We start from the raw sequence: 22,479 nt of genomic DNA on the forward strand, positions 1-22,479 counted from the left end.
CCGTAAGTCTCACCCGTTCTCGCCAAGCAAGACCGCCACGGCGGCGTCAAGTTGACGGTCACGTCCGAGCGCCCAGTCACCAAGTGGACGCGTAACATCAACATCGACTGGGCGCCCGTGACCCTCGAGGTGCTCACCTTCTGGTGTCAACACCGCAAAACTCGGCAGCCTGAAGGAAGAGCCGTCGATCAAGCGAATATTGTGCGTCCAGATGACGGCCCCGGCGGTCGGGCGTCCGACAATCTTGCCCAACCCAAGCCGGCGATAGCTCTCGCTCAGCATTTCGGTATTGCTGGCCGAATGTTCGTTGGTGATGAGCACGGTTGGTTTGTTGAGAATACGATTGCCAGACATATGGGCCGCATCGATGGTGGCTTGTTGGCGAAAGCTGCTGAGCACAACGGTACGCCGGGTCAAGAGATCAAGAATAAAGGTGGCGGTGTGCCCACCAGAGTTGTAGCGAACATCAATGATGACGCCCTCTTTGCCGTGGGCTTCAGCATCAAGATCGGCTAGGAATTGCTGGTACGCATCGTAACTCATGCGCTCGATATGCACATACCCTAGCCGTCCATCACTGATCCGGTGGACGTAGGCTTCATTGCTCATGACCCAGTCACGATAACGTAGGTAGGCGTAGTCGTACCCATTCAGGGGGCGCAGATCAACCTCACGGGTTGGCCCATCATGGTCAGGATCTTCGGCGAGCGTCAGACGAATACGACGGCCAACACTACGGCGCATCAGGCGACCCAGGCTCGTCTCGGTTGTCAACGAGGTACCATTAATCGCGACGAGATATTCGCCGGGGCGCGGTGGCTGAGGCCCCATGGCAACCGGACTATCAGGGATCAGACGCTGCACCCGCAGGCGGCCGCTTGTGGTGAGTTCAACTGGATCAAAAAGCACCCCAAGATATCCATCACTGCCCATCCAGCTACCCGAACTGCTACCCAGATGCGAGGCCCGCAACTCGCCGGTCATCAAATTGATCAAGGTGTGCAACTCATCGCTTGTCTGGGCACCTTCGATCAAGGGCGCGAAACGCTCGCGCAACACGGCCCAATCCTGACCGCGAAAGGTAGGATCATAGAAATTGTCACGAAGCGCACGCCAGGCTTCATGAAAGATTTGCTGCTTGTCACGGTGGAAGTCGACCGTTACGTCGCCACGAACATGCACTTTGACCGGTTCATTGCCGGCAGGAAATTTGCGAATCGTGATCGTACCATCTTCGAGGAGAAAAAAAGCTCGGCCATCAGGGGTGAACTGGGCAGCCGCTTTGCTGCTTTCGGTATGGGTCAACTGACGTGGTGCTTGTCCCCACCGTAGTACATCGAGCGGCATACTCCAGATATTAACCTTATCGGCGACAACGGCGAGCAGCAGCAGATCGCGACTATCAGGGCTGATCGCGGCGGCGCTGGCATCCATCTGGATAGGCGTAAGAAAGTGGAGGCGGCGCTCGATCCCTTCAAACACAATCATCGGGCTGGCTTCAGCCTGTTCACTAGATGAGGCGTTCGTCGCCTGCGCTGCCGTCTCAGTGCGGGTAACAGGCTCACGATCAGCGGGAAGCTGCGGTGGTGCCGTTGCATCGGGCGTTTCATCGGGATCGTCTGGCTCGGTTGGCGGCTCAAACTCAACCGCAATTTTTTCGATTGGCCGCTTATATTCTTCCTGCGGTGACTCTTTCTCCTTCTCTTCAAAGAGTTTCTCAAATTCGGCTTCACGAAAGAGCGGCTTCTGAGGGCGCAGATCGACACAGACAATTTGGGCCTCGGCGCGGTACTGTCTGGTGGTAAAGATCAGGTGCTGCCCGTTCGGTGACCAGAGCAAATTACTGCCCGTGAGGTTGCTCAAAAAGGTGATCTGGCGAGGCTCACCACCGTCCAACGACACCACATAACTGTTGCTAAAAAAGTGCTCATCCTGAGCCAGATAGGCGAGCCAGCGCGAGTCGGGCGACCAGCAGAGATCGGCCGAGACAACAAAGCGTGCCCGACACAATTCGCGGGCCTCTTCACCGTTCAGACTGACCAGATGCACGGCTTCGGTCTGGCTGAGATAAGCAATCCACTTGCCATCGGGTGAAATCCGCGGCATTGCTTTGGGGGTAAGATCGGTGGTAAGCCGTGTCTCTTTGCGCGCAACCACATCGTAGCGATAGATCTCATCTTCACCGTGACGATCCGAGAGATAGATCAAGCTACGGCTATCAGGCGTCCAGGCGACCTGGCGTTCACGCGCACGGGTATCGGTGACGCGGAAGGAAGGCCCCTGGCGCACGTCACGTTCCGTCTCTTTATCAGCAAAATCAATAAAGACCTGACCACGGGCAACGAAGGCGATCTTCTTGCCATCAGGGCTCAAGCGTAGTTCACTAAAATGGCGCGGCCAACTCTCTTCACGAACCGGGGTGACCTTGCTATCACCACGGGCGGTAATAGCGAGCGGAGCGGCTTCACGCGTAGCAAGATCGAGACACCAGATCTGGAAGTCACGTTCAAAGACAATCAAGCCAGCATTGAGTGCGATCTGAGGAAAGAGCAACCGTCCCTCTTCAAAGGTCGTCAAGCGTTGTGGCTCGGCGCCATCAAGGGCGAGATACCAGAGGTTTTCGACCCCATCACGGTCACTGACAAAATAGATCCCGGCCCCGTCAGGTGCCCAAAGCGGCCAGGCATTGCGGCCAGCATAGGCCCCAGGGAGAGCAGTCACAGGCTGGGTTGCGAGTCCAGTTGGCTGTGGGCCAGCAAGCAATTGCAAGGCCGTATAATTCCCGGTTTTCCAGGCATCGGTCTCGGCGCTCGGGCCGAGCCAGATCTCACCGGGCGAGAAGGGATCTGGCCCACGCCGCCACCAGTGATCACGGATATTGCAGAAGGCCAGACGTGTACCCGTCGGATCGATGCTGACCGCACCAAGGTTTTCGTAGGGTTCACTATAGATGAGCGCCGGAGTACCGCCAGTGAGCTTGACCCGATAGATACTGTCACCAATCTGCTCACGGTTCGCCGTAAAATAGATCGCCTGACCATCATGCGCCCAGGCTTCGACGGTTGAACGACCATCGTGAAAGGTCAACTGGCGGACCGCGCCACCGTCAAGGGGCAACACATAGATCTCACCATTGCCATTGCGATCGGCAGTAAAAGCGAGGTTGGCACCATCGGGGCTAAACCGAGGGTTCTTATGACTGGCCGCGTGGGCCGTCAAGCGTTCGGCCCTGCCACCTGAGGCTGCCACAAGCCAGATGTCGCCGGCATAGACAAAAGCAATCTGGGAACCATCGGGATCGATGCTGGGAGTCCGAAAATAGGGTTGTGTGCTCATGTTTCTTTCCAGCCAATCGCGTTGCCAAGGATGCGTTCGATCAGGCCCGGGAAGAGCGCCGCAGCGATCACACCGATACGGTCACCAACGGTGACATAGGTAACCCGCGACGGGCGACGGGCCACCCGGAGGATAGTACGGGCCACCACCTCAGGACCTACGCCGGGGGGTGAAAAGCGCCGCTGTTCGCCCCCCTTGCCAAGACGATTCTGGCTGAAGCCAGTGCGCGTTGTGCCTGGGCGTACGACCGAGACATTGATGCCACTGCCCTGTAATTCCATGCGGAGGGCATCGCTCAGGCGTTCAAGGCCAGCTTTGGCCGCAGCGTAACCACCCAGATAGGGCAAGGGTTGCACCGCCAACACCGTTGAAACATTGATGATATGCCCACGACCGCGTGCGCGCATCACCGGCAGCACCGCCTGCATCAGGGCGAGAGGGCCAAAGAGATCGACGGCGAAGGCACGGGTGAGATCATCGTGAGCGAGGCTGCTGACCGGGCCAGACAAGCCAACGCCGGCATTATTGATCAGCAGATCGACCGCGCCATATCGGTTGACCGTCTGGCTGATCAGGTTGTGACAGGCCACCGGATCAGCCACATCGGTTGGTACAACCAGATGGTTGCCGGGCAGGCTCGCCGCCAAGTGCGTGAGCGGTTCAGGTGAACGGGCGGCAAGCACCAGGTGTGCGCCGGCATGCGCAAAAGCCTGCGCGGTCGCGGCCCCGATGCCCGCCGAAGCCCCGGTCACAACCACAACATTTCCTGCAAGTGTAGGCATACTCATCCTGTCAAATGTTTACAGATCCCGGCCTTGATCGTCTGGCCCGGCACCTCATGGCCCAGCAAGCGTTCGAGAAGGCGGGCCGCACGCATTAACGCGGGCAGATCAAGCCCGGTTGAAATTCCGAGTTCGTGCAACAGATGCGTCAGATCTTCGGTACAAAGATTGCCCGGAGCGCCGGGGGCAAATGGGCACCCGCCGATACCCCCGATGCTGCTATCAAAGGTCGTAATCCCAAGTTGCAATGCTGCGAGCACATTGGCAAGCCCGGCCCCACGAGCGCTATGCAAATGGAGCCGTAAGGACTGGCGAGGAAAGCGCTCACGGAAGGCAAGGACGATCTGCTGCACCAGCAGCGGATGGGCCATGCCCGTCGTATCACCAAGGGTCACCTCGCCCGCTCCAAGATCGAGCAACTGACCACAAAGATCGAGCACCCGTTCAACCGGCACATGGCCCTCAAACGGGCACCCAAAAGCCACCGAGAGCACAGCATCAAAAGCGATCCCAGCCTGGCGCACCAGCAGACTCATCTCGGCAACCTGATCAAGCGATTGCGCAACCCCCATGTTGACATTGCTCTGATTGTGACTTTCCGTCGCACTGAGAAAGACCTGAACAAGATCAACGCGAGACGCAACCGCGCGTCGTGCCCCTACCAAATTAGGAGCAATGGCACAATACATCACCTCGGGATGGCGCGGCAACTGGGCAAACACCTCGGCCGTATTCGCCATCTGGGGCACCTGTTGAGGACGGACAAAGGCCCCGACCTCGATCTGGCGCAGACCGGCGGCATAAAGCGCCGCAATCAGTTCAAGTTTCTCGGCAGTGGTGAGCACGACCGACTCATTCTGGAGCCCATCACGTGGTCCGACTTCGCGGATCGCGGCATACGAAGGCAGGGCCATCGGGCTAGCAATGCTTGTCATCAACGACCTCTTGGTAGTGCATCCAGCGGCTCTGCTGCACGCATGCACGTTTCGTTGCACTCCTATGCTTGGGTTGGCGACAACGGCAAGCAATGCTTGCCGTTGTCGCCAACCCAAGCAAAATTCCTGGAGGCCGCAAGCCCCCAAACACGTGGCAAAAACGCGGCTTCATCTGCATGGTAGATGAGCGTAGGATGCTTGTCAAACCTCAGAGTGTCAAATAAATTGCCAGCCGAAACAGCTTGATCTGGCATTTCATCATCCTGGTGGTTGCGAGGTGCATAATCTGTGGTTATAATCTTTCTTATTCCTACGTAACTCATCTGTAACCATTCCTGGTACGCTCAAAACATACATAAGCTATGTATTGACGCAAAGGTTTTAAGAACAGCACACCGAGTGCAATATACAAGGAGGGTCGGCATGGACTGGACGAAGCAGGCGAATGATATGCTCAAGACCTTTACAACCACACAGCAGAAGGTCTGGGAGAGTTGGGTCTCCTCAATGCAAATGATGGCAACACCCCAGAGCCCAGAAGCCTGGCAGAAGACCGTTGATACCTGGCGTGGCACCGTAAAGTACGCTCTTGAGCAGCAACTTGAACTGACCAAGTTGTGGGCCGAGAGTGTGGCCGCTTCTTCCGTGAGCATGCCAAACATGCCTGGCATGCCGAACATGCCTGTCATGCCTGGTATGCCAACCATCCCTGGTATGCCAACCATCCCTGGTATGCCGGCAACTTCGGTTGAGTGGACACGCCAGATGCTTGAGATGACCCGGACATGGACTGAGACGCAGGTTCGTTTTTCCGAGAACTGGTTCGAGATGTTGAAGAAGGCTGAGCCAAGCATGATGGCGCAGACGTTTGATATGGCGCAGGGCCAGAAGATCATGGCGATGTGGCAGGATGCCGCCCAGAAGGCGGTTGAGGCGCAGACCCAGTTTAGCCAGATGATGATGAAAGCGGCCACAGGCGACAGTTCCAAAAAGTAAGCACGCCGACGCAGGAGCTTGCACGTGACACGACCACCGTTATCTGGTGGTCGTGCCTGTTTTAACGATAGCCTTCAGCCTGTAGGTTGAAGAGGTGGGCATAGGTACCGTCAAGCAGGATAAGCTCGCGGTGGGTACCACATTCCGTAATCGTGCCCTCTTCAATGACAGCAATGCGGTCGGCCATCCGCACAGTTGAAAACCGGTGGCTGATCAAAAAAGCGATGCGCCCGGCGGTCAATTCACGAAAACGCTGAAAGATTTCGTATTCACGTTGCGCATCGAGGGCCGCAGTTGGTTCATCGAGCACCAGCACTTCGCTCTTGCGCATAAATGCCCTACCCAGGGCAATCTTCTGCCATTGTCCCCCCGAGAGTTCGGCCCCCCCGGCAAACCAACGCCCCAGTATCGTATCATAGCCCTGAGGTAACGGTTCGATCACCTCATCAGCGCCGCCGCGCTGAGCCGCCAGACGGATGCGTGCATCGTTGGCAAGTTCTTCGATCTGACCAAACCCGATATTGTCCCGCGCCGAGGCTTGATAGCGCACAAAATCTTGGAAAATGACCCCAATTGAGGCACGTAGTTCTTCAAGATTGTAGGCACGGAGATCGACGCCATCCAGAAGAATCTGACCCTCGGTTGGATCATAGAGGCGTGTCAACAACTTGATCAGGGTTGTTTTGCCTGCCCCATTGGCCCCGACCAGCGCGATCTTTTCACCGGGCTTAACATGCAGATTGATCCCGCGCAACGCCCATTCGGTGCGATCAGGGTACTGAAAACCAACATTGCGAAACTCGATACCCTGGCTGATCGGGTGCGGCATTGGTCGCCCTTCGCCAGTGATCATCTGCGGACGCAATTCAAGAAAGCCAAAGAGATTCTCAAGAAAGAGACCGCTTTCAAAGAGTTGATTCACATTGTAAAAGAGGCCCTGAAACGTGCCCTGACTCTGACGAAAAAGGGTGAGGTAGAAGGTCAAACTGCCAATCGTAATCGCCCCCACAAACGTTTGCCAGACAATCCAGGCATAGGCCCCGTAATAACTGATGCTTGCCAACAACCCCCAGAGCGTGCTGATCAGTGAGCGCCGCCGGGCCAGATCCTCATCTTCATGCATAATCTTCAAAAACATCTCCTGATACCGCGCCAGCAATGGTTCCCCGAGGGCAAAGAGCTTGATCTCTTTCGCACTCTGATCAACGGTTAGCAGATGTTCGAGGTAGGTCATGCGGCGTGATTCCGGCGCACGCCAGGTAAGCAAGCGAAAAGTCAGGTGGCTATAACGCGTTTGGACAACAAAGGAGGGCAAAGTTGCTCCAAAGAGAATCAAAGCGACCAGGGGGCTAAAGGCAAGGATGCCAGCAGCAAACGAACTGAGCGTGATCGTATTCTGGATCAGGCTGAAGGTGGTCGTAATAATACTGATCGCACGCCAGTTGGACTCGCGGCGGGCATTCTGGAGCTTGTCGTAAAACTCAGCATCTTCAAAATAGTGGAGATCGAGGCTCAGTGATTTACGGATGATCGCCGTATTGATCGTATTGCCCAGGCGCGCATTGAGAATATGCTCAGCCAGTGCACGCAACTGCCCGAGGATTGTGCCCGTTGTGAGCAAGAGAAACTCCATGACCAGGTATGGTACAGTAGCACGCAGACCATCCGTGGCACTGATATCGGTGGTGACAATCAGCACAACTTCATCAATGATGAGCTTGCCAACCCAGGCCTGCGCAATCGGCAGCAGACCACTGATCAACGTCACAAGGGCCATCGTGACGGTTGCTCCTTTGTGCGCCTGCCAGACAAGGGCAAAGACCCTGGGAATATTGCGGAGGGCCGAACGTAGAATCTGCCAACGCTCGGCCATGGTTTTACGTGGTTCATCAGGAAGAGAACTCTGTGTACCGACAGAGCCCCGTCGGCGTGAGGGAGGTGCTTGACTCATCGTGTTTGACTGGCTCCTTTGCAGGGCTATCGCCCTTCAACCTCAACCATGCATATACCTTCGCTGTGGTGACAGCGTGGGCAAGCGAAACTTGCCCACACTGTCACCACATCTTGTTATTATACCCCTGGTGGGTATCATCTACCCTGGGTATTGGCAGAGGAATTTCCTAGACAAAGGTTGAGGATGCAACTTTTTGAGACGGTTCACCGTCTTGTAGGTACGGGACGTCAACCGACAGCGGAGTGACTCGTGGCGGGCTGCGCCGTCAGGAGTTACTCCGCTGACACTATGGCAAAAGGGGTAACGTATGGAGTGGATCATTGCCCTGGCAACGGGCCTGGGTTTGGCGACAGCTTCGGGGTTGAACGCCTATCTTCCGTTGTTGACGATTGGTATTTTTGCACGACTGGGGATGATTCAACTGGCCGAGCCATTTGATCTCCTGTCGAATGTCTTTGTCTTGCTGGTGATTGCGGTGCTGGCCGTGCTTGATTTTGCTGGCGATAAAGTTCCGGCCGTTGACAGTTTCTTCCACGCAGCCGGGATGGTGATTAATCCGATTGCCGGCGCGATTCTTGCCCTGGCAAGCCAGGGCGATCTGGCGACGGTCAGCCCGATTCTTGTTGGTGCGGCTGGCCTAATTGCGGCGGGTAGCACCCATGCCGCACGTGCCTCGGTTCGACCTGTCGTAACGGCGGCAACCGGGGGAACGGGTAATCCCATCATTAGTGCAATTGAAGATGCCACGGCGCTCGTTTTGAGTCTCCTGGCAATTCTTGCTCCGATCCTGGCCGTCGTGCTTGCGATTGTGCTGGCGTTTGTGGCTTATCGGGTCTTCCGTCGGGCGGCCAAGATCTGGCGGAAAGAAGATGCCGTGGCGAACGGAAAAGGATAGCGCCCCGGGGCAGTTGGCAGGTAGGCTATAATACGCATGTGGTGTTTGATTTCATGGCGTCAGGAGCCTGAAGATGCCAACTGGCCTCTCAGGGACAGTCACGTTTCTTTTTACTGATATTGAGGGCAGCACACGCCTCTGGGAACAATACCAGGAGGCTATGGCAGGTGCCCTGGCTCGGCATGATCTTCTTGTGCGCGATGCGATTACATCCAATGGCGGAACCGTCTTTAAGACCATTGGCGATGCTTTTTGCGCCACCTTTGTGCGGCCTGAGGACGCCTTGCAAGCGGCGCTAGCTGCACAACGTAGCCTGGCCGCCGAGCCGTGGGGCGTGATTGGGAGCTTACGGGTGCGCATGGCGCTGCACACCGGTGAGAGCGTTGTGCGTGATGGCGACTATTTTGGCCCCACCCTCAACCGTGTTGCCCGCCTGATGGCAACCGGGCATGGGGGGCAAATTTTGCTTTCGAAGGTAACCTCATCGGCACTGTTGCCTGCGCTGCCAGCCGAGGTGGTGCTGCTCGATCTTGGTGAACGCCAACTCAAGGATCTGAGTCGTCCCGAGCATATTTTTCAGGTTGTCGTCCCCGATCTCCCCAGTTCTTTTCCGCCCCTCAGGACGGTTGATACCCGTCCGAATAACTTACCCGCGCAAACAACAACCTTGATCGGGCGTGAACGCGAGGTTGCGGCTGTTTGTGCGTTATTACGACAACCCGAATTGCGCCTTGTCTCGCTTACCGGCCCCGGAGGTACCGGCAAGACTCGTCTGGCGATCCAGGTTGCCGCCGAATTGCTCGATTTTTTTGCGGGCGGGGTCTTCTTTGTGCCCCTTGATAGTATACGCAATCCCGATGATGTCTTACCGGCGATTATGCATAGTGCCGGGATTAAAGAGCGCAATAGTCAGACGAGCCTCGTAGACCTGAAGGAAGGATTGTCGGCGTCCCCAACCTTGATTGTGCTCGATAATCTTGAGCAAGTTATTGCTGCTGTGCCACTGGTTGGTGAACTGTTGCAAGCGATTCCTTCGCTCAAGTTACTGGTGAGCAGTCGTACGGTCTTGCAGGTCTATGGCGAGCACGAATACCCAGTTCCTCCACTGAAATTACCCCCTCTCAAACCATTGCCCGCGCTGCCTGAACTGACAACCTACCCTTCTGTAGCCCTCTTTGTTGAGCGAACCCAGGCGGTCAAACCGACCTTCGTCTTGACTTCTGCCAATACGCGTGCAGTCGCCGAGATCTGCCATCGCCTTGATGGTTTGCCGCTAGCAATTGAGCTTGCCGCAGCACGAAGCAAACTTTTTACCCCGCAAGTACTTCTTGATCGTTTAAGCAATCAGTTTGAGTTGCTGACGACAGGCGGGCGTGATCGCCCGGTGCGCCAGCAGACGTTGCGGGCGGCAATTGCATGGGGCTACGATTTATTGCCACCACTTGAGCAACGCCTCTTTCAGCGCCTCGCCGTCTTTGCCGGTGGGTTCACGCTTGAGGCTGCCGAAACGATCTGCTTTGACCCCGAATTGCCGGATCTTTTCACCGGAATTGAGTCGCTGTTAAGTAAGAGCCTGCTGCGCCAGGATCTCGATTGCGAAGACACCTTGCGTTGCGATATGCTCGGAACCATCCGTGCGTATGCGCTCGAGCAACTTGTTGCCGCAGGGGAAGCCCCCATGATGCAAGCTCGCCATCTTTCCTACTATGCCGCCTTTGTGCAAGATGCTGAACCTGAACTCCGTAGTGCCGACAATAACCATTGTCTTGAGTTGTTTGACCGGGAGCACGACAATTTGCGGGCGGCGTTGTCCTATTGTGTCGAGCACCACGAAAAGACCCGCGCCTTGCAACTGGGGGGCGTGCTCTGGCGGTACTGGTGGGCACGAGGCTATTTGCAAGAAGGCCGACGCTGGTTAGAGACGCTGATCCAGGTCAGTGCAGATGAGGCTGTGGAACAACGAGTGCAGGTCATTAGTGGGGCAGGGGTGCTGGCGAATGCCCAGGGTGATCACGAGCGGGCCGCTTATCTACTCGAAGAGGCGCTGCATATCCAGCGCAACCTTGATGATCCAGCATCCCTAGCGTTTGTCTTGACAAATCTTGGCATTGCTGTGTTGCAACAGGGTGACTATCTTCGTGCGATTGCCCTTTTTGAAGAGAGTCTTGCCTTGCGGCGTGCGCTTGGTGATCCGGTGAGCATTGCCAGTTCCCTCAATAATCTCGGCCTTTTGACGCTCTATCAGGGCGAATACGAACGCGCCGAGCGCTTTTTTGAAGAGACGATCATGCTGCGCCGCAGCCTCGGTGATATCTGGGGAATTGGCAATTCGCTTAATAACCTTGGACTCGCCGCGTATTACCAGGGCAATTATGGAGAAGCGTTGAACTTTTGTAGCGAGAGCTATGGGATTGCGACGGGTTTGCGTGATATGCAGAGTCAGGGCTTGGCGCTGACCAACCTCGGGCGCACCCTCGTTGCCCTTGGGCGTTATCAGGATGCCGTGAGCCATCTCATTCAGGCGGTTGACCTCTGGCATGAAATTGGCAATCATGAACTGATTGCCGAGTGCCTTGATGGCATTGCCGACATCTTTGCGCAGATGGGGTTGAGCGCGTCGGCGGCAGAGCTCTATGGGGCAACGGCAGCGCTACGCTCTGCGTTAAAGGCTGCCCTGCCCCATAGCGACCAGACCCGCCGCGATGCGGCTACTGCCGCGCTTGCCGCCAATTTGGGTGAGCAGTACGAGGCTTGTGTGCGGCAAGGAGCAGGGTTGTCGCTGGAGGCGGCGATTGCATATGCGCATACGGTCATCGCTGAACATATGTCGGAAGATGACGCTTAGCGTGTGCGGTCTTTCGTTTGAGAACTCTCTGACGCACCGTGGCGACGGCAAAGCCGTCGCCACGGTGCGTCATGTCGTTTGATTAGCGTTGCATCAACGGCAAGTAGACGCGATCCGTCACATTGGTTGAGCGCGGTGCAAGGACGACAAGGCGGCCCACATTTGACTCGGTTGAGGCGGTGCGCACAATATAAAAGACCGAGCCAGGCGCGGTGCCTTTCAGGAGTGACAATTCGGCCTCGAAGCTGCCGCTTGCATCGGTGACAACCTGGGCAGGTACCGGTGTATTGATCGCCTCTTGATTGCGCCCACTAAAGATCGTTACCGTTGTTCCAGGGGCAAACCCTGAGCCCGAGACATAATAACGGGCGTTATTGCCTGGTTCGAGATAGGGTGGCTTGATCTCCATACGCGCCTGGATATCGGCAGCGGTTACTTTGCCCCACGACGGCAGGTAGCTATAGCCATTGCCGGTAATCAGGAAGCCACGATCATCCGCGAAGTTGTCGTCCACCGCATTCAAAAAGAGGCCGATGTCGTAGGTGTATCCGCCATCAACGGTATACGACGCCGTGAGACCACCGCTCTCGTCGGGTTTCCACGCCGGACGGAAGTTCACACCTTCGCCACTTTCTGGCGAGACAAACGGCCAGATGGGGTACTCCATGTCGTAGAAATAGCTCGTGTCTTGCTTCGAGAAGCTCAAGCGCCCGAGGTCGTAGCTTCCACTGAAAGGATTCTCAGGGAAAGTCGGATCTGGCGGCTCACGCGGATCAAGCCCCTGCATCACCCTCGGATCGCCGATCCGCGTGTAGAGGAAGGCCATCTCGTCGGTACCTGGACGCCACGACGGGTAGTTAGTCAACAGGTAATTGCCCTCATACATATCGTCGGCGGTGTGCAAGACGAGGTAAACGAGCCTTGGTGGAGCAGCCGTATAGTCAATAAAGCCGATCTGATTGTAGAGCAGACTGAGTTCGGCAGGATTGACGGTACTCTCGTCTTCGAGCATCGTATAGCGGAACATGAGGTATCTGCCATTGTAGTCGGCATTCTCATAGTAGACATTGTAAGGACGCTGATCTACGGTGTTGTAAAAACCTGCACCCGGCCCAAGGATCATAATGTCGAAGTCGGTTTGTCCGGGTTGCTTGCTAAGGTTAAGATAGTGGATCGCCTGACTGATCTCCCAGTCAAGTGGATCACTGTTACTAAGGTCAAAGCGCAATTTGGTATAGAGGATGCCCCTCCGTAGCCCTGGTGCCGGGGTGGCGACAAAATCCCACGATGGATCGTACGACTGTTCAATCGTACAGGGTAGATCATTGCCTGGCCCATCGGGACAATTGACGGCGCCAAAAGTAAGTTGCTGCGGTTCGCTGGCATTGCCAGGGCCAGTGCCGTCAGCGTCAATCAGGAAGAGATTGAGATTGAGGCTCGTGGCTTCGCTCGGTGTCGCATGGCGGTTTGAGACATAGACGACCTGCTGCCCGTCAGGCGACCAGCGCGGATAGCTATTGGCAAAACCATCACTGAGCAGCGGGAAGGTCTCGGCGGTTTCTGTAACCGAGGTGGTTGATTGAATGCGATAGAGGTCACGTTGTTCACTATTGACAACCCTGGCATAGACAATATCGCTGAACGAGGCGGCTGCCGGTGGCGGTGGTGGCGGAAGGGTAGGATCGGGTTCGGGGTTCTCAACATTGGGCCACTCGCCGAGGTACTGCGCCCGAGCCAGGGTATACCAGGGGGTGCCCTGGATCGCAATCTCACTGTAGCTGATCGGGCTCCGCGGATCAAAGCCACCCGCACGTGGGTCAAAGCCCCCGGCTCGTCCCGATGGCAACGGCATATGCACACTCAGTCCAAAGCTCTGGGGGGACTGGGTGCCGTTATCTTCGACAATGATCACATTGTTTTGGCCTGGGGTAAAGGCATTGATCAGGGCTTCGGCAGGCGTGGTGACGCCCGTCAGATTGAGGGTGCGCACATTCTGGGCATAGTGGTAGAGATCACGGAAGTCGCGATCCTGATAGAACTGGGTCTGTTCACCAGCACGCAGCAGATCACCGGCTGCACTCGAACCGACATTCAAGATAGCATTGGCGAAGTTGTTGACCCGCTGGATCAGTTCATCGAAGGGCTGATCAAGATTGACCGCACTAACGGTGAATTCCTGGCGGGCTGGGCCACCATCGTTGCCGCGATAGAAATTGGCATAGGCCGCAACAATCTGCGCGGCCCAGACCTTTGGATCAATCGTCGGATTCTGCAGCACTGGCCTGAGGAAGGTATGGTATGGGAAGCCCGGCCCCGGCACCACCTCCTCGGAGGCAACCATCATGCTGACATAATCTTTGATTTCGTAGGCAACTTCATATTGCCCCATCAGACAGGCGTCGAAGATGAGCAGATCGAACTGGCTCTTGCCAAGGGCAGCGAGACCCTGTTGCAGCGCCTGTCGGAGCTCGAGCATATTCCAGAAGTTACTGCTCACATCATCACTCTCGATGGCTTTCCAGCCACCTCCGTGATTCCAAATGACCGCTGCATACTGGTTGGCAGGATAGTTTTGCCTGACAAAGTTCATAAAACGCACAAACGTCGCGGGATCACCCGTATCAAGATTGCCAGTAAAATCAGATTTGTCGGTGACAGGCAAAGCTCCGGTACTCCGCACTTCATAGAGCGTGGTCGGGCGATTCGACTCATCACTGAGCACGACAATATTGACGTCGTTGGTTGTACCGCCAGACGCGACCATTTGATCGATGTTGAACTTGGCATAGTTCGAGAGATCATTGTCACCAGCGATATAGACTGCTACTGTCCACTGTTTGGTGGCAGGCTGACCGATCTGAGCGAGTTCGGCTGAAGGATCGAGCACGGGGAACGTGACGGAAGGTGGCCCAAGGGGTGGCAAGACGCTCCCCTGGGGGAGGCCACCAACCACGGTGAAGGCGGCGCTGCTCTGGGTGAGTTGCGGATGCGTGGCGGCCTGCATCGCCCCGTCGAGCGTCGCCTCGATCGCGGTGAGCGTATGGACGCCATTCGTCATCGGCTCGGGAATAAGAAACGACGTGCGGAAGGTGCCGTCAAAATCAGGCAAAATGAGGCGGCGTTCGGTGACATTGACCCCATTCCACAAGAGCTTGACGCGCTGATGCGGCGCATAGCCAAAGCCCTGCACCTCGATCATACTGCCTGGTACACCGCTGGTGCTGCTGAGCAACAGACGGCGCACATCTTTCGTCATCGAGCGATCAGCGAGGCTGAGCAACGGCACGCCACCCGCACGATCTGGGCTGCGCGCCGGACCTTCCATCGCAAAGACAGGCTTCAGGGTACTACGAGCCGCTGCACCACCATCGCCTGACGGCATTGCCGCGCTCGCCTGGAGGGTCGTCGCAGTGGATAGGCGTGCCAGAGGATTATCGGTGGCTGGTTGGGCCTGTAAGGGCAAGACAGCGAGGATCAACGCAAGCATACCAAGCATCGCAAAGATGCTGCCAAAACGAACACGACCATGTCTGCTACTCGAAGATAGGGTACGCATCGAACCCTCCCTTAGCTAAGCGTGCTGATGGTAGATTGACAGTTGTCGCGCATGCACCCGGGTTGTATATATGACAAGTATAGCACTCTTGGCGTGTGCTTTCTAGAGCTATGCCCGCCATGGAAAGGCTTGCCCTCCCAAGCACTCTTGATACGCGGGGCGTAGCCCGCGTATCAAGAGTGTTTTATAATATGTCATCATGAAGATTCATCACTCCTTCAGGCTCGTCATATTGCTGCTGCTGAATGGCTTGCTGCTTGCTAGTTTTGCTGGCTTTGTGTGGGCTGATAATGCTGCGAATCGTGGCGTTGTCTTTACCCCTGACCCTGAGCCTATCCCACTGGCTGATGGACCAACCCTGGGCGTCAACCTTTTTAATGTGCATCTGGAACCAGACCCTGTGGCGGTGCAGCGTTCCTTTGCCCTCTCGGCGGAACTCGGGGCACGTTTTGTGCGGATGCAGGTACCCTGGGACGATCTTGAGATCCATGGGCGCGGCGATTTTGAAGATCGGCGCAATGTTGAGGCCGTCGGCGTGGTTTCGTCGTGGGCCAAATATGACCATATTGCCAGGGCAGCTCGTGACGCCGGGGTGGAATTGATCTGGCGCCTCGAACGACCTCCCGTATGGGCGCGCAGTCAGTTCGAGGCTGATCCGGTCTTTCAGGCCGGGTTGCTGGTCGATGGCAATTCGACCGGCCCTCCCGACGATCTTGCGGATTATGCGGCTTTTGTGCGGGCTGTGGTCGAGCGGTATAACGGTGATGGGGTAGATGACGCCCCCGGTAGCCCAGTGGTACGCTATTTCCAGATCTGGAATGAACCAAATCTTCGCAATGAGTGGAATTGGCACGATCCGCGTCCCGAGGATTTTGTTGAACTCTTGCGCGTCGGGGCTACTGCCGTGCGCGAGGCCAATCCCGATGCCGTCGTCATCTTCCCCGGTCTTGCCCCGACCGATGGGCTCGATTTTCGTGCGCCAATGACCGAACTCGAGTACCTCGACCGGGTCTATCGAGCGGGCGGTGCAGCCTATTTTGATGTGATGGCGGCGCAAGGGTATGGTCTCGGTCAGGCGCCAGATGAGCACCGATATGTCTTTTTGCGCGGGCGGGGCAATTGGAACTGGCAACGCCCGATTGATACGCGCAACGACGTGAGCCGGGTGGTGCTCTTGCGCGAGGTCATGGAGCGACAGGGCGATTATGCGACGCCCATTTGGATCACCGAGTTTGGCTGGAATAGCGCCCCCGACACGATTCCGCCCGAGCGCCGGATGACCTGGGGGCCGCCAGTGAGTGAAACCATCAAGGGCGAATATCTGATCGGCCAGATGGAACGCGCCCGTGACGAGTGGCCCTGGATTGGCGTGATGAATGTCTGGATGCTGCGCTACGGCGGCTATGCCGAGCCAGATCCCGCTGATCCAACGCCCTATTTTGCCCTGGTGAGCCGTGACTGGCAGCTTCAGCCGTCGTTTGAGATCCTGCAAGCCTTTGCGATGGCCCCAGCCATTGCCGGCGTCGGGGCGCATTCGTGGAACCACGCCGCCGTTGAGCCCCTCGCTGATGGATGGCGCTTGCGATTTGCCGGGACACGCCTTGCCCTCGTGGTTGATCAGGCCAACCCTGTGGCAGTGACAATCAATGGCGACCCGGTTGCGTTGCGTTACGATGAGTCGGACGGGCGATCGCTGCTGGTCAGTGACGAATTGCCTGACACCGTGCATGTGTTTGAGTTGCAAGGGCCGCGTCCGCCTGTGAGTTTCATTGTTGAACGGAGGCGTCAGTGGGCTTTCTGGTGGGATTATGGGGCATTGGGTTTGCTTGCTCTGATGGCGTTCAGTGGTGCAGCGACGATGGTGGCAGCACCACCTGTGCTTCTCCTGATGAGCCAGCGTGTGAACCAGATGCGTGGGCGCATCATCGCCCGTGGTGGCTGGCTAGCCTACCTTGTGCGGGCCAACACGCTTGTTGCGAGTGCCATGCTTTTTGCGGTGATCGTCGCCTACCGAGCTTCGCCCCAGGTGCCGCTCACCCTCATCGGCCTGTTGCTCTTCGCGATCCTGGCGATGATGCGGCCCAGGTTGGCGCTGCTCTTTGTCCCCTTGACGTTGCCGCTCTACTTTATTCCCAAGTTGATCTTTGATAGCCGCTTGGGGTTGCGCGAGAGTGGCCTTGCCTTGCCACTGCACGAACTCTTGCTGATGATCACGCTGCTTGCCATGAGTATGCGGCTGGTGATCGAAGTGATGGCGCACTGGCTCAAACGACCGCTGCACGAGCCGCAGGTGCTTGCCTTGCCTGGCAACGCGATACGTACCCTGCGCGGTCTTCGCCAGACCTGGTCGTTCTGGCTGCCGATCCTGCTTGTTGGGCTCGCGGCTCTCTGGGGCGTCGTGATTGCCGAGCAGCGCGGGCCTGCATTGCGCGAATTGCGCTGGATGTTTGTTGGTCCAATGGTCTTTGTCGGGGTCGCGGCACTCTTTGGTCAGGCGTATCAGCGCCCAGTGGTGCTTGCCTGGCTCACGGGTGGGGCGCTCGCCGGACTGATTGGCTTGCTCCAGTTTGGTGGGCTCAATCTGGTGCCCCTCTTTGGCACCAAGGCAGGCTTTGGCGATGATAGCTTCTTTGTCGAGGGCGTGAGGCGCGTCGCGAGTCTCTATGGGCATCCGAATAATCTGGGCCTCGCAATGGGACGCTATTGGCCCGTGGCGGCGGCGTTGACGTTTGTGGCGCTTCGTGGGGGGGGTGTACGCAAAGCCTGGCCCTATGCACTGTTGACCCTACTCACCCTGGGTGGCTTGTTCGTCTCGTTTTCGCGCGGAGCGTACCTGGGGATGCTGGCAGCGAGTACTGTGCTGGCGTTCGCCCTGGTACCAGCAAAACTGTGGCGCACGCGGCGGGTGCTGGTGCCCCTCGCGATAGTCGCGGGAATCGGCGTGGTTGGGGTGATCCTGGTGATCATCCTCGATATCGAACGACTCAACCCATTTGGGGCAAGCAGCGGCGTGCGCGTGCAGACCTGGCTTTCGGCGCTGGCAATGTGGCGTGATCACCCGCTGGGGATCGGCCTCGACCAGTTTGGCCGCCTCTATCCGGCCTACATCAACCCGGCCCTGGCCGCGACCAACGAGATCAATACGGCGCATCCGCACAATCTGTTGCTTGATCTCGCCCTGCGGGTGGGGCCGCTCGGTCTTCTTGGCTTCGGGTGGCTGCTCGTCAATTTCGCACGCGGGGCCTGGCAGACGCTTGCCACCACGGGTGCGGCGCGGCACGCCGGCGCATACGGCCCCGTGCTAGTGGCCGGAGTCAGCGCCGCAATGGCGGGCGGCCTTCTCCACGGCATGGTTGATCAGTTCTATTTCTGGCCGGATCTGGCGTTTGCCTTCTGGCTTATGGTGTGGGTAGAGTATGTTCATCGTTGACAAAATCGCTCAAGTGTACTACTATGACACAACCAATAGATCCCACCCATTTTGTGAGGAGCACACGATGACCCTGCATGCCCACGGCACGTTCACGGTTCAACTCACCCCTCAGCCCCTTGCCGACCCCAATGCCGACAGCCTACTCGGCCGTCTCGCTATCGCCAAGGAGTTTCAGGGCGACATCACTGGCGTGAGCTATGGCGAGATGCTCAGCGCCCGCAGCGCGGTCGAGGGTTCAGCCGGCTATGTCGCCATCGAACGATTCACTGGCACGCTCCACGGTCGCCGTGGCAGCTTCGTCCTCCAGCACAGCGGCGCGATGACCCGCGGAGCCCAGCAGCTCACCATCAGCGTCGTACCAGACTCAGGCACCGACGAGCTAGAGGGCCTCACCGGAACGATGAATTTGCAGATCGCCGACGGCGTCCACGCCTACGACTTCATCTTTACTCAAGCAACCTCCCATGACACACCGCCTTGATCGCGTTGCTCTGGGGCTTGGTCTGCTCTATCTGCTTGACCGGCTCTGGAAGATCCTGGCTGTCGTCGCTTTTTTTCGGCGACCTCCACCACCGGTGCCTGCGCAATGGCCGTCACTGACCTTGCTCTGCCCGATGACCCGTTCGCCCAACGATCTGCGGTCGGTATTGATCGCCAGGGCAACCCTCGCCTATTCTGGACAGCACGAGTGGCTCTTGATCTGCGACCGTGCCGATGTCGCAACGCAGGCGATCTGTGCAGAGGTGATAGCAGCGCACCCCGCCTGGTCGGCCCGCATCGTGCTGGTTGCGCCTGACCAGGGCAGCACGATGGCGTCGAAGATTGCCAAGCTACGCACGGCGTTGCCCGAGGCGCATGGCGAGATACTCTGTTTTGTTGATGACGATATTCTGTTGCGCCCCGATGCATTGCGCATCCTGGTGCCGTATGTGATGCAGCCCGCTACCGGGGCCGCCTTTGGGCTGGCCTGTTATACACGCTGGCAGACGCTTGCCGAAAGCCTGATGAGTGGTTTTGTCAATACCAATGCACTCTTGAGTTATGTGCCAGTAACCTATCTGGTCGAGCCATTCACGATTACCGGCCACTGTTTTGCCTTGCGCCGTGAGGTTTTCACCGCAATAGGCGGTCTAGAAAGCATGCAAAAACGGATCGACGATGACCACGAGCTTGCGCGACGGGTGCGCAGATACGGCCTACGTAACGTGCAGACCCCGCTGGTCTACGATGTCGACAATCGGCTTGCCCGTCTGCGCGACTATCACTTGCAAATGCGGCGCTGGTTGATAATCCCGCGCCAGACGATGCTGCCGCACCTGGGTCGTCGTGAGCGCAGCGCAATGCTCTTTGGAAGCCTCGGGAACTTGTTGCCACCACTGCTGCTGGTGCTCGCCCTGGTGACGCGCCGACGTGTGCCGTGGCTGAGCCTCGGGTCGAGTCTGGGCTATGTTGCGGCCACCCAGGCCCTGATCGAACATGCGTATCTGGGCCGGGCGATGCCGCTTCGTCAGGCCCTGTTGCTCCCGATCCTCAACTGGCTCACGCCGCTCTATATCAGCTTGCTCAGCCTCGGCAACAACACCATTGTCTGGCGTGGGCAACGCCTACGGGTGCAACGCGGTGGGACATATGCAATCATCGAAGAATGACGCTATGGATCAAGCAAAGGAAGCCGTATGCGCTGGCTCTGGCGATTGCTGATCATCCTGCTCTATGGCGAGCGACTGCTGAAACATCTGGCCGTGGAGCGCTTTTTTCGTCGTGCTCAACCACCATCTGCAGCTAATCCGGGGCTCGTCAGCATTATGCAGCCGATCCTCAGCGGTGATCCAGCCTTGGCAGCTTGTCTTGAAGCAAATCTCATCGCCTACTCTGATTATCAACGTGAATTCATTTGGCTCATTGATGATAATGATGAGTCGGCGCGGCAGATCTGCACTGACCTGATGGCCCAGTATCCCTCGGGGGCAATTACGCTGGTGGCCTTGCCTGCCCCGCCGCCTGAACACAACCCCAAACTTGCCAAGCTGATCGCTGGAAGTGCCCGCGCACGTGGCACGGTCATCTGTGTGCTCGACGACGATACCATGTTGCCTGACCATGCCCTGGAAAACTGCCTGCCTTATCTGGCGCAGCCCGGGGCCGGGCTTGTCTTTGGCCTGCCCTATTATGTCAGTTACGCCAATCTCTGGTCAGGTCTGGTGGCGACGTTTGTCAATAGCAGCAGCTTGATGACCTACATTCCGTTCAGCCTGCTACACGAGCCAGTGACGATCAATGGCATGTTTTATGCCATGCGGCGCACCACGCTTGAGGCTGTCGGTGGCTTCGCTGGTCTGGAACAACTTGTCGCCGACGACTTTGCGATTGCCGAACGATTGCGGAAACACGGCTATCGTCTGGTACAAACTCCGGTGCGTCACGCGATCCGCACCACCGTATCAGGGCCACGCCACTATCTGCGCCTGATGCAGCGCTGGCTCATCTTCCCCCGCGAGTCGCTGATGCGCCACCTTGCCCCGCACGAACTGGTGCTCGTCTACAGCCTGGTAGCGTTGCCGACGTTTCTGCCGTGGGTGGCGCTCGCTGTGTCAGGTGGAAGACCGGGGCAGAGAAGCCTGCGGCTCTTTCTCACCTATGCGGGCCTGAGCTACCTGATCTTTGCCACGCATAATCGGCGCTACCTCAACGGCGCAACACCCTGGCGCTGGAGTTGGATGGTGCCCCTGGTGCAAATCCTGCTGCCTGCGCAATTCATGAGCGCCATGCTCGCGCCACGGAAGATCAACTGGCGCGGGCATACGATGCAGATCGAACGTGGCGGCAACCTCCGCCTCTTGCATCGGCGCGACCAATGAAACTTGCCGAGAGGTATAAGGACGTGTTGGCGACGTATCCACCTACGCAACGCATGGTGGCGGGCGAACGGTGGACGGTCATCGAAGCTGGTACCGGCCCAACGGTCGTGCTCTTACCGGGCGGCTTTGGCCTGGCAACAACTTCATTTCAATACATTGCCGCACTTGCATCTGACTATCATGTGCTCGCGTTGAGCTACCCGCCCCGGCTCAACCAGGTTGCCCAACTTGCCTCCGGGGTGGTTGCGCTCCTCGACGCTTATGGTGTTGCCACGGCGAGCATCGTCGGCGGCTCCGCCAGTGGCGGCGTTGCCCAGGTACTCGTGCGCCGCTACCCACAGCGTATCGCGACGCTCATTCTTGCGCAGACGGGGGTGCCACAGCCAAGGCGGGCGTGGCTCGATCAGTTCATTGCCAGGGCATCTGAACAATTGCCAGCCGCGTTGATCCTTGGCTGCTTACGGCTGGCCGTCTATGCCTTTTTACCGGGCCAGACAGAAGCGATCATCTTCTGGCGTCAGCACTTTGCCAACGTCATTGGCGAGCAAACACGCGCCAGTCTGGCTGCACGTTTCCACACCCTGGCTGACTACGACCACAACTATCATTTTACCCCCGCAGATCTTCAGGCATGGCCTGGCACCGTTGCGATCATCGAAGCACCCCAGGATCGCATGCTGCCTGCGCATGAACAAGCCGCGCTGTGCAGCCTCTACCCGCAGGCCACCGTCTACCGCATGGCTGGTACTGCCCACCGCGACAGCGTTACCAACCCGATGCCGCAGATCAGCGTCTTACGGGCGATCCTTGAAGGCGCAAGCCTGCCTACACATTGCCTGGAGCAGCCCTAGACTCAATACTTTTCAAAGAAGCTCACGCGAAGACGCGA

The 22,479-nt window shown here is 57.5% G+C and carries 14 protein-coding genes; 8 read left to right on the forward strand and 6 right to left on the reverse strand.

Going from position 1 to position 22,479, the window contains the following annotated elements:
• Positions 1–9: 9 nt before the first annotated feature.
• From EKD05_RS00925 to EKD05_RS00940, 4 genes are all read right to left on the reverse strand, one after another.
• The gene (locus tag EKD05_RS00925) at positions 10–3,336 is read right to left on the reverse strand and encodes a S41 family peptidase (protein ID WP_129670419.1); all 3,327 of its coding nucleotides are present in this window, start codon (positions 3,334–3,336) and stop codon (positions 10–12) included.
• Positions 3,333–4,118, reverse strand: coding sequence for an SDR family oxidoreductase (locus EKD05_RS00930; protein ID WP_129670420.1), 786 nt, complete (start codon positions 4,116–4,118; stop codon positions 3,333–3,335). The genes EKD05_RS00925 and EKD05_RS00930 overlap by 4 nt, the downstream gene beginning before the upstream one ends.
• 2 nt (positions 4,119–4,120) lie before the next feature.
• Positions 4,121–5,053 (reverse strand): hydroxymethylglutaryl-CoA lyase, encoded by a 933-nt coding sequence (locus EKD05_RS00935; protein WP_129670421.1) that lies wholly within the window; start codon positions 5,051–5,053, stop codon positions 4,121–4,123.
• Positions 5,054–5,115: 62 nt separating this feature from the next.
• Positions 5,116–5,376 carry a hypothetical protein gene (locus EKD05_RS00940; protein WP_129670422.1) on the reverse strand — a complete coding sequence of 87 codons (261 nt, stop codon included), beginning with the start codon at positions 5,374–5,376 and terminating at the stop codon, positions 5,116–5,118.
• A gap of 100 nt (positions 5,377–5,476) precedes the next feature.
• Here EKD05_RS00940 and EKD05_RS25595 point away from each other — a divergent pair, with 100 nt between their 5' ends.
• Positions 5,477–6,049 carry a hypothetical protein gene (locus tag EKD05_RS25595; RefSeq protein ID WP_165360522.1) on the forward strand — a complete coding sequence of 191 codons (573 nt, stop codon included), beginning with the start codon at positions 5,477–5,479 and terminating at the stop codon, positions 6,047–6,049.
• 61 nt (positions 6,050–6,110) lie between these two features.
• Here EKD05_RS25595 and EKD05_RS00950 read toward each other — a convergent pair whose 3' ends face one another.
• A complete protein-coding gene (locus EKD05_RS00950; protein ID WP_129670424.1) occupies positions 6,111–8,000 on the reverse strand; it encodes an ABC transporter ATP-binding protein in 1,890 nt (629 codons plus the stop codon).
• A 310-nt stretch (positions 8,001–8,310) separates the two neighbouring features.
• Here EKD05_RS00950 and EKD05_RS00955 point away from each other — a divergent pair, with 310 nt between their 5' ends.
• Positions 8,311–8,898: a DUF4126 domain-containing protein gene (locus EKD05_RS00955; RefSeq protein WP_129670425.1), complete on the forward strand. Its 588-nt coding sequence runs from the start codon at positions 8,311–8,313 to the stop codon at positions 8,896–8,898.
• A gap of 73 nt (positions 8,899–8,971) precedes the next feature.
• Complete coding sequence (locus tag EKD05_RS00960) at positions 8,972–11,743, forward strand: tetratricopeptide repeat protein (protein ID WP_129670426.1); 2,772 nt, start codon at positions 8,972–8,974, stop codon at positions 11,741–11,743.
• Between the two features lie 82 nt (positions 11,744–11,825).
• Here the strand turns inward: EKD05_RS00960 and EKD05_RS00965 are convergent, their stop codons facing one another.
• The gene (locus EKD05_RS00965; RefSeq protein ID WP_129670427.1) at positions 11,826–15,299 is read right to left on the reverse strand and encodes a clostripain-related cysteine peptidase; all 3,474 of its coding nucleotides are present in this window, start codon (positions 15,297–15,299) and stop codon (positions 11,826–11,828) included.
• A 199-nt stretch (positions 15,300–15,498) separates the two neighbouring features.
• Between EKD05_RS00965 and EKD05_RS00970 the strand changes: the two genes are divergently transcribed.
• The 5 genes from EKD05_RS00970 to EKD05_RS00990 all read left to right on the forward strand — a co-directional run bounded on the left by EKD05_RS00970 (position 15,499) and on the right by EKD05_RS00990 (position 22,441).
• A complete protein-coding gene (locus tag EKD05_RS00970) occupies positions 15,499–18,729 on the forward strand; it encodes an O-antigen ligase family protein (protein WP_129670428.1) in 3,231 nt (1,076 codons plus the stop codon).
• Positions 18,730–18,796: 67 nt separating this feature from the next.
• A complete protein-coding gene (locus EKD05_RS00975; protein ID WP_129670429.1) occupies positions 18,797–19,213 on the forward strand; it encodes a DUF3224 domain-containing protein in 417 nt (138 codons plus the stop codon).
• The gene (locus EKD05_RS00980) at positions 19,197–20,381 is read left to right on the forward strand and encodes a glycosyltransferase (protein WP_129670430.1); all 1,185 of its coding nucleotides are present in this window, start codon (positions 19,197–19,199) and stop codon (positions 20,379–20,381) included. The genes EKD05_RS00975 and EKD05_RS00980 overlap by 17 nt, the downstream gene beginning before the upstream one ends.
• A 27-nt stretch (positions 20,382–20,408) precedes the next feature.
• A complete protein-coding gene (locus EKD05_RS00985) occupies positions 20,409–21,590 on the forward strand; it encodes a glycosyltransferase (RefSeq protein ID WP_129670431.1) in 1,182 nt (393 codons plus the stop codon).
• 23 nt (positions 21,591–21,613) lie between these two features.
• Positions 21,614–22,441: an alpha/beta fold hydrolase gene (locus tag EKD05_RS00990; RefSeq protein ID WP_129670432.1), complete on the forward strand. Its 828-nt coding sequence runs from the start codon at positions 21,614–21,616 to the stop codon at positions 22,439–22,441.
• Positions 22,442–22,479 lie beyond the last annotated feature (38 nt).

Origin of the sequence: Candidatus Chloroploca sp. Khr17 (genome assembly GCF_004138165.1) — a bacterium.
GTDB lineage: Bacteria > Chloroflexota > Chloroflexia > Chloroflexales > Chloroflexaceae > Chloroploca.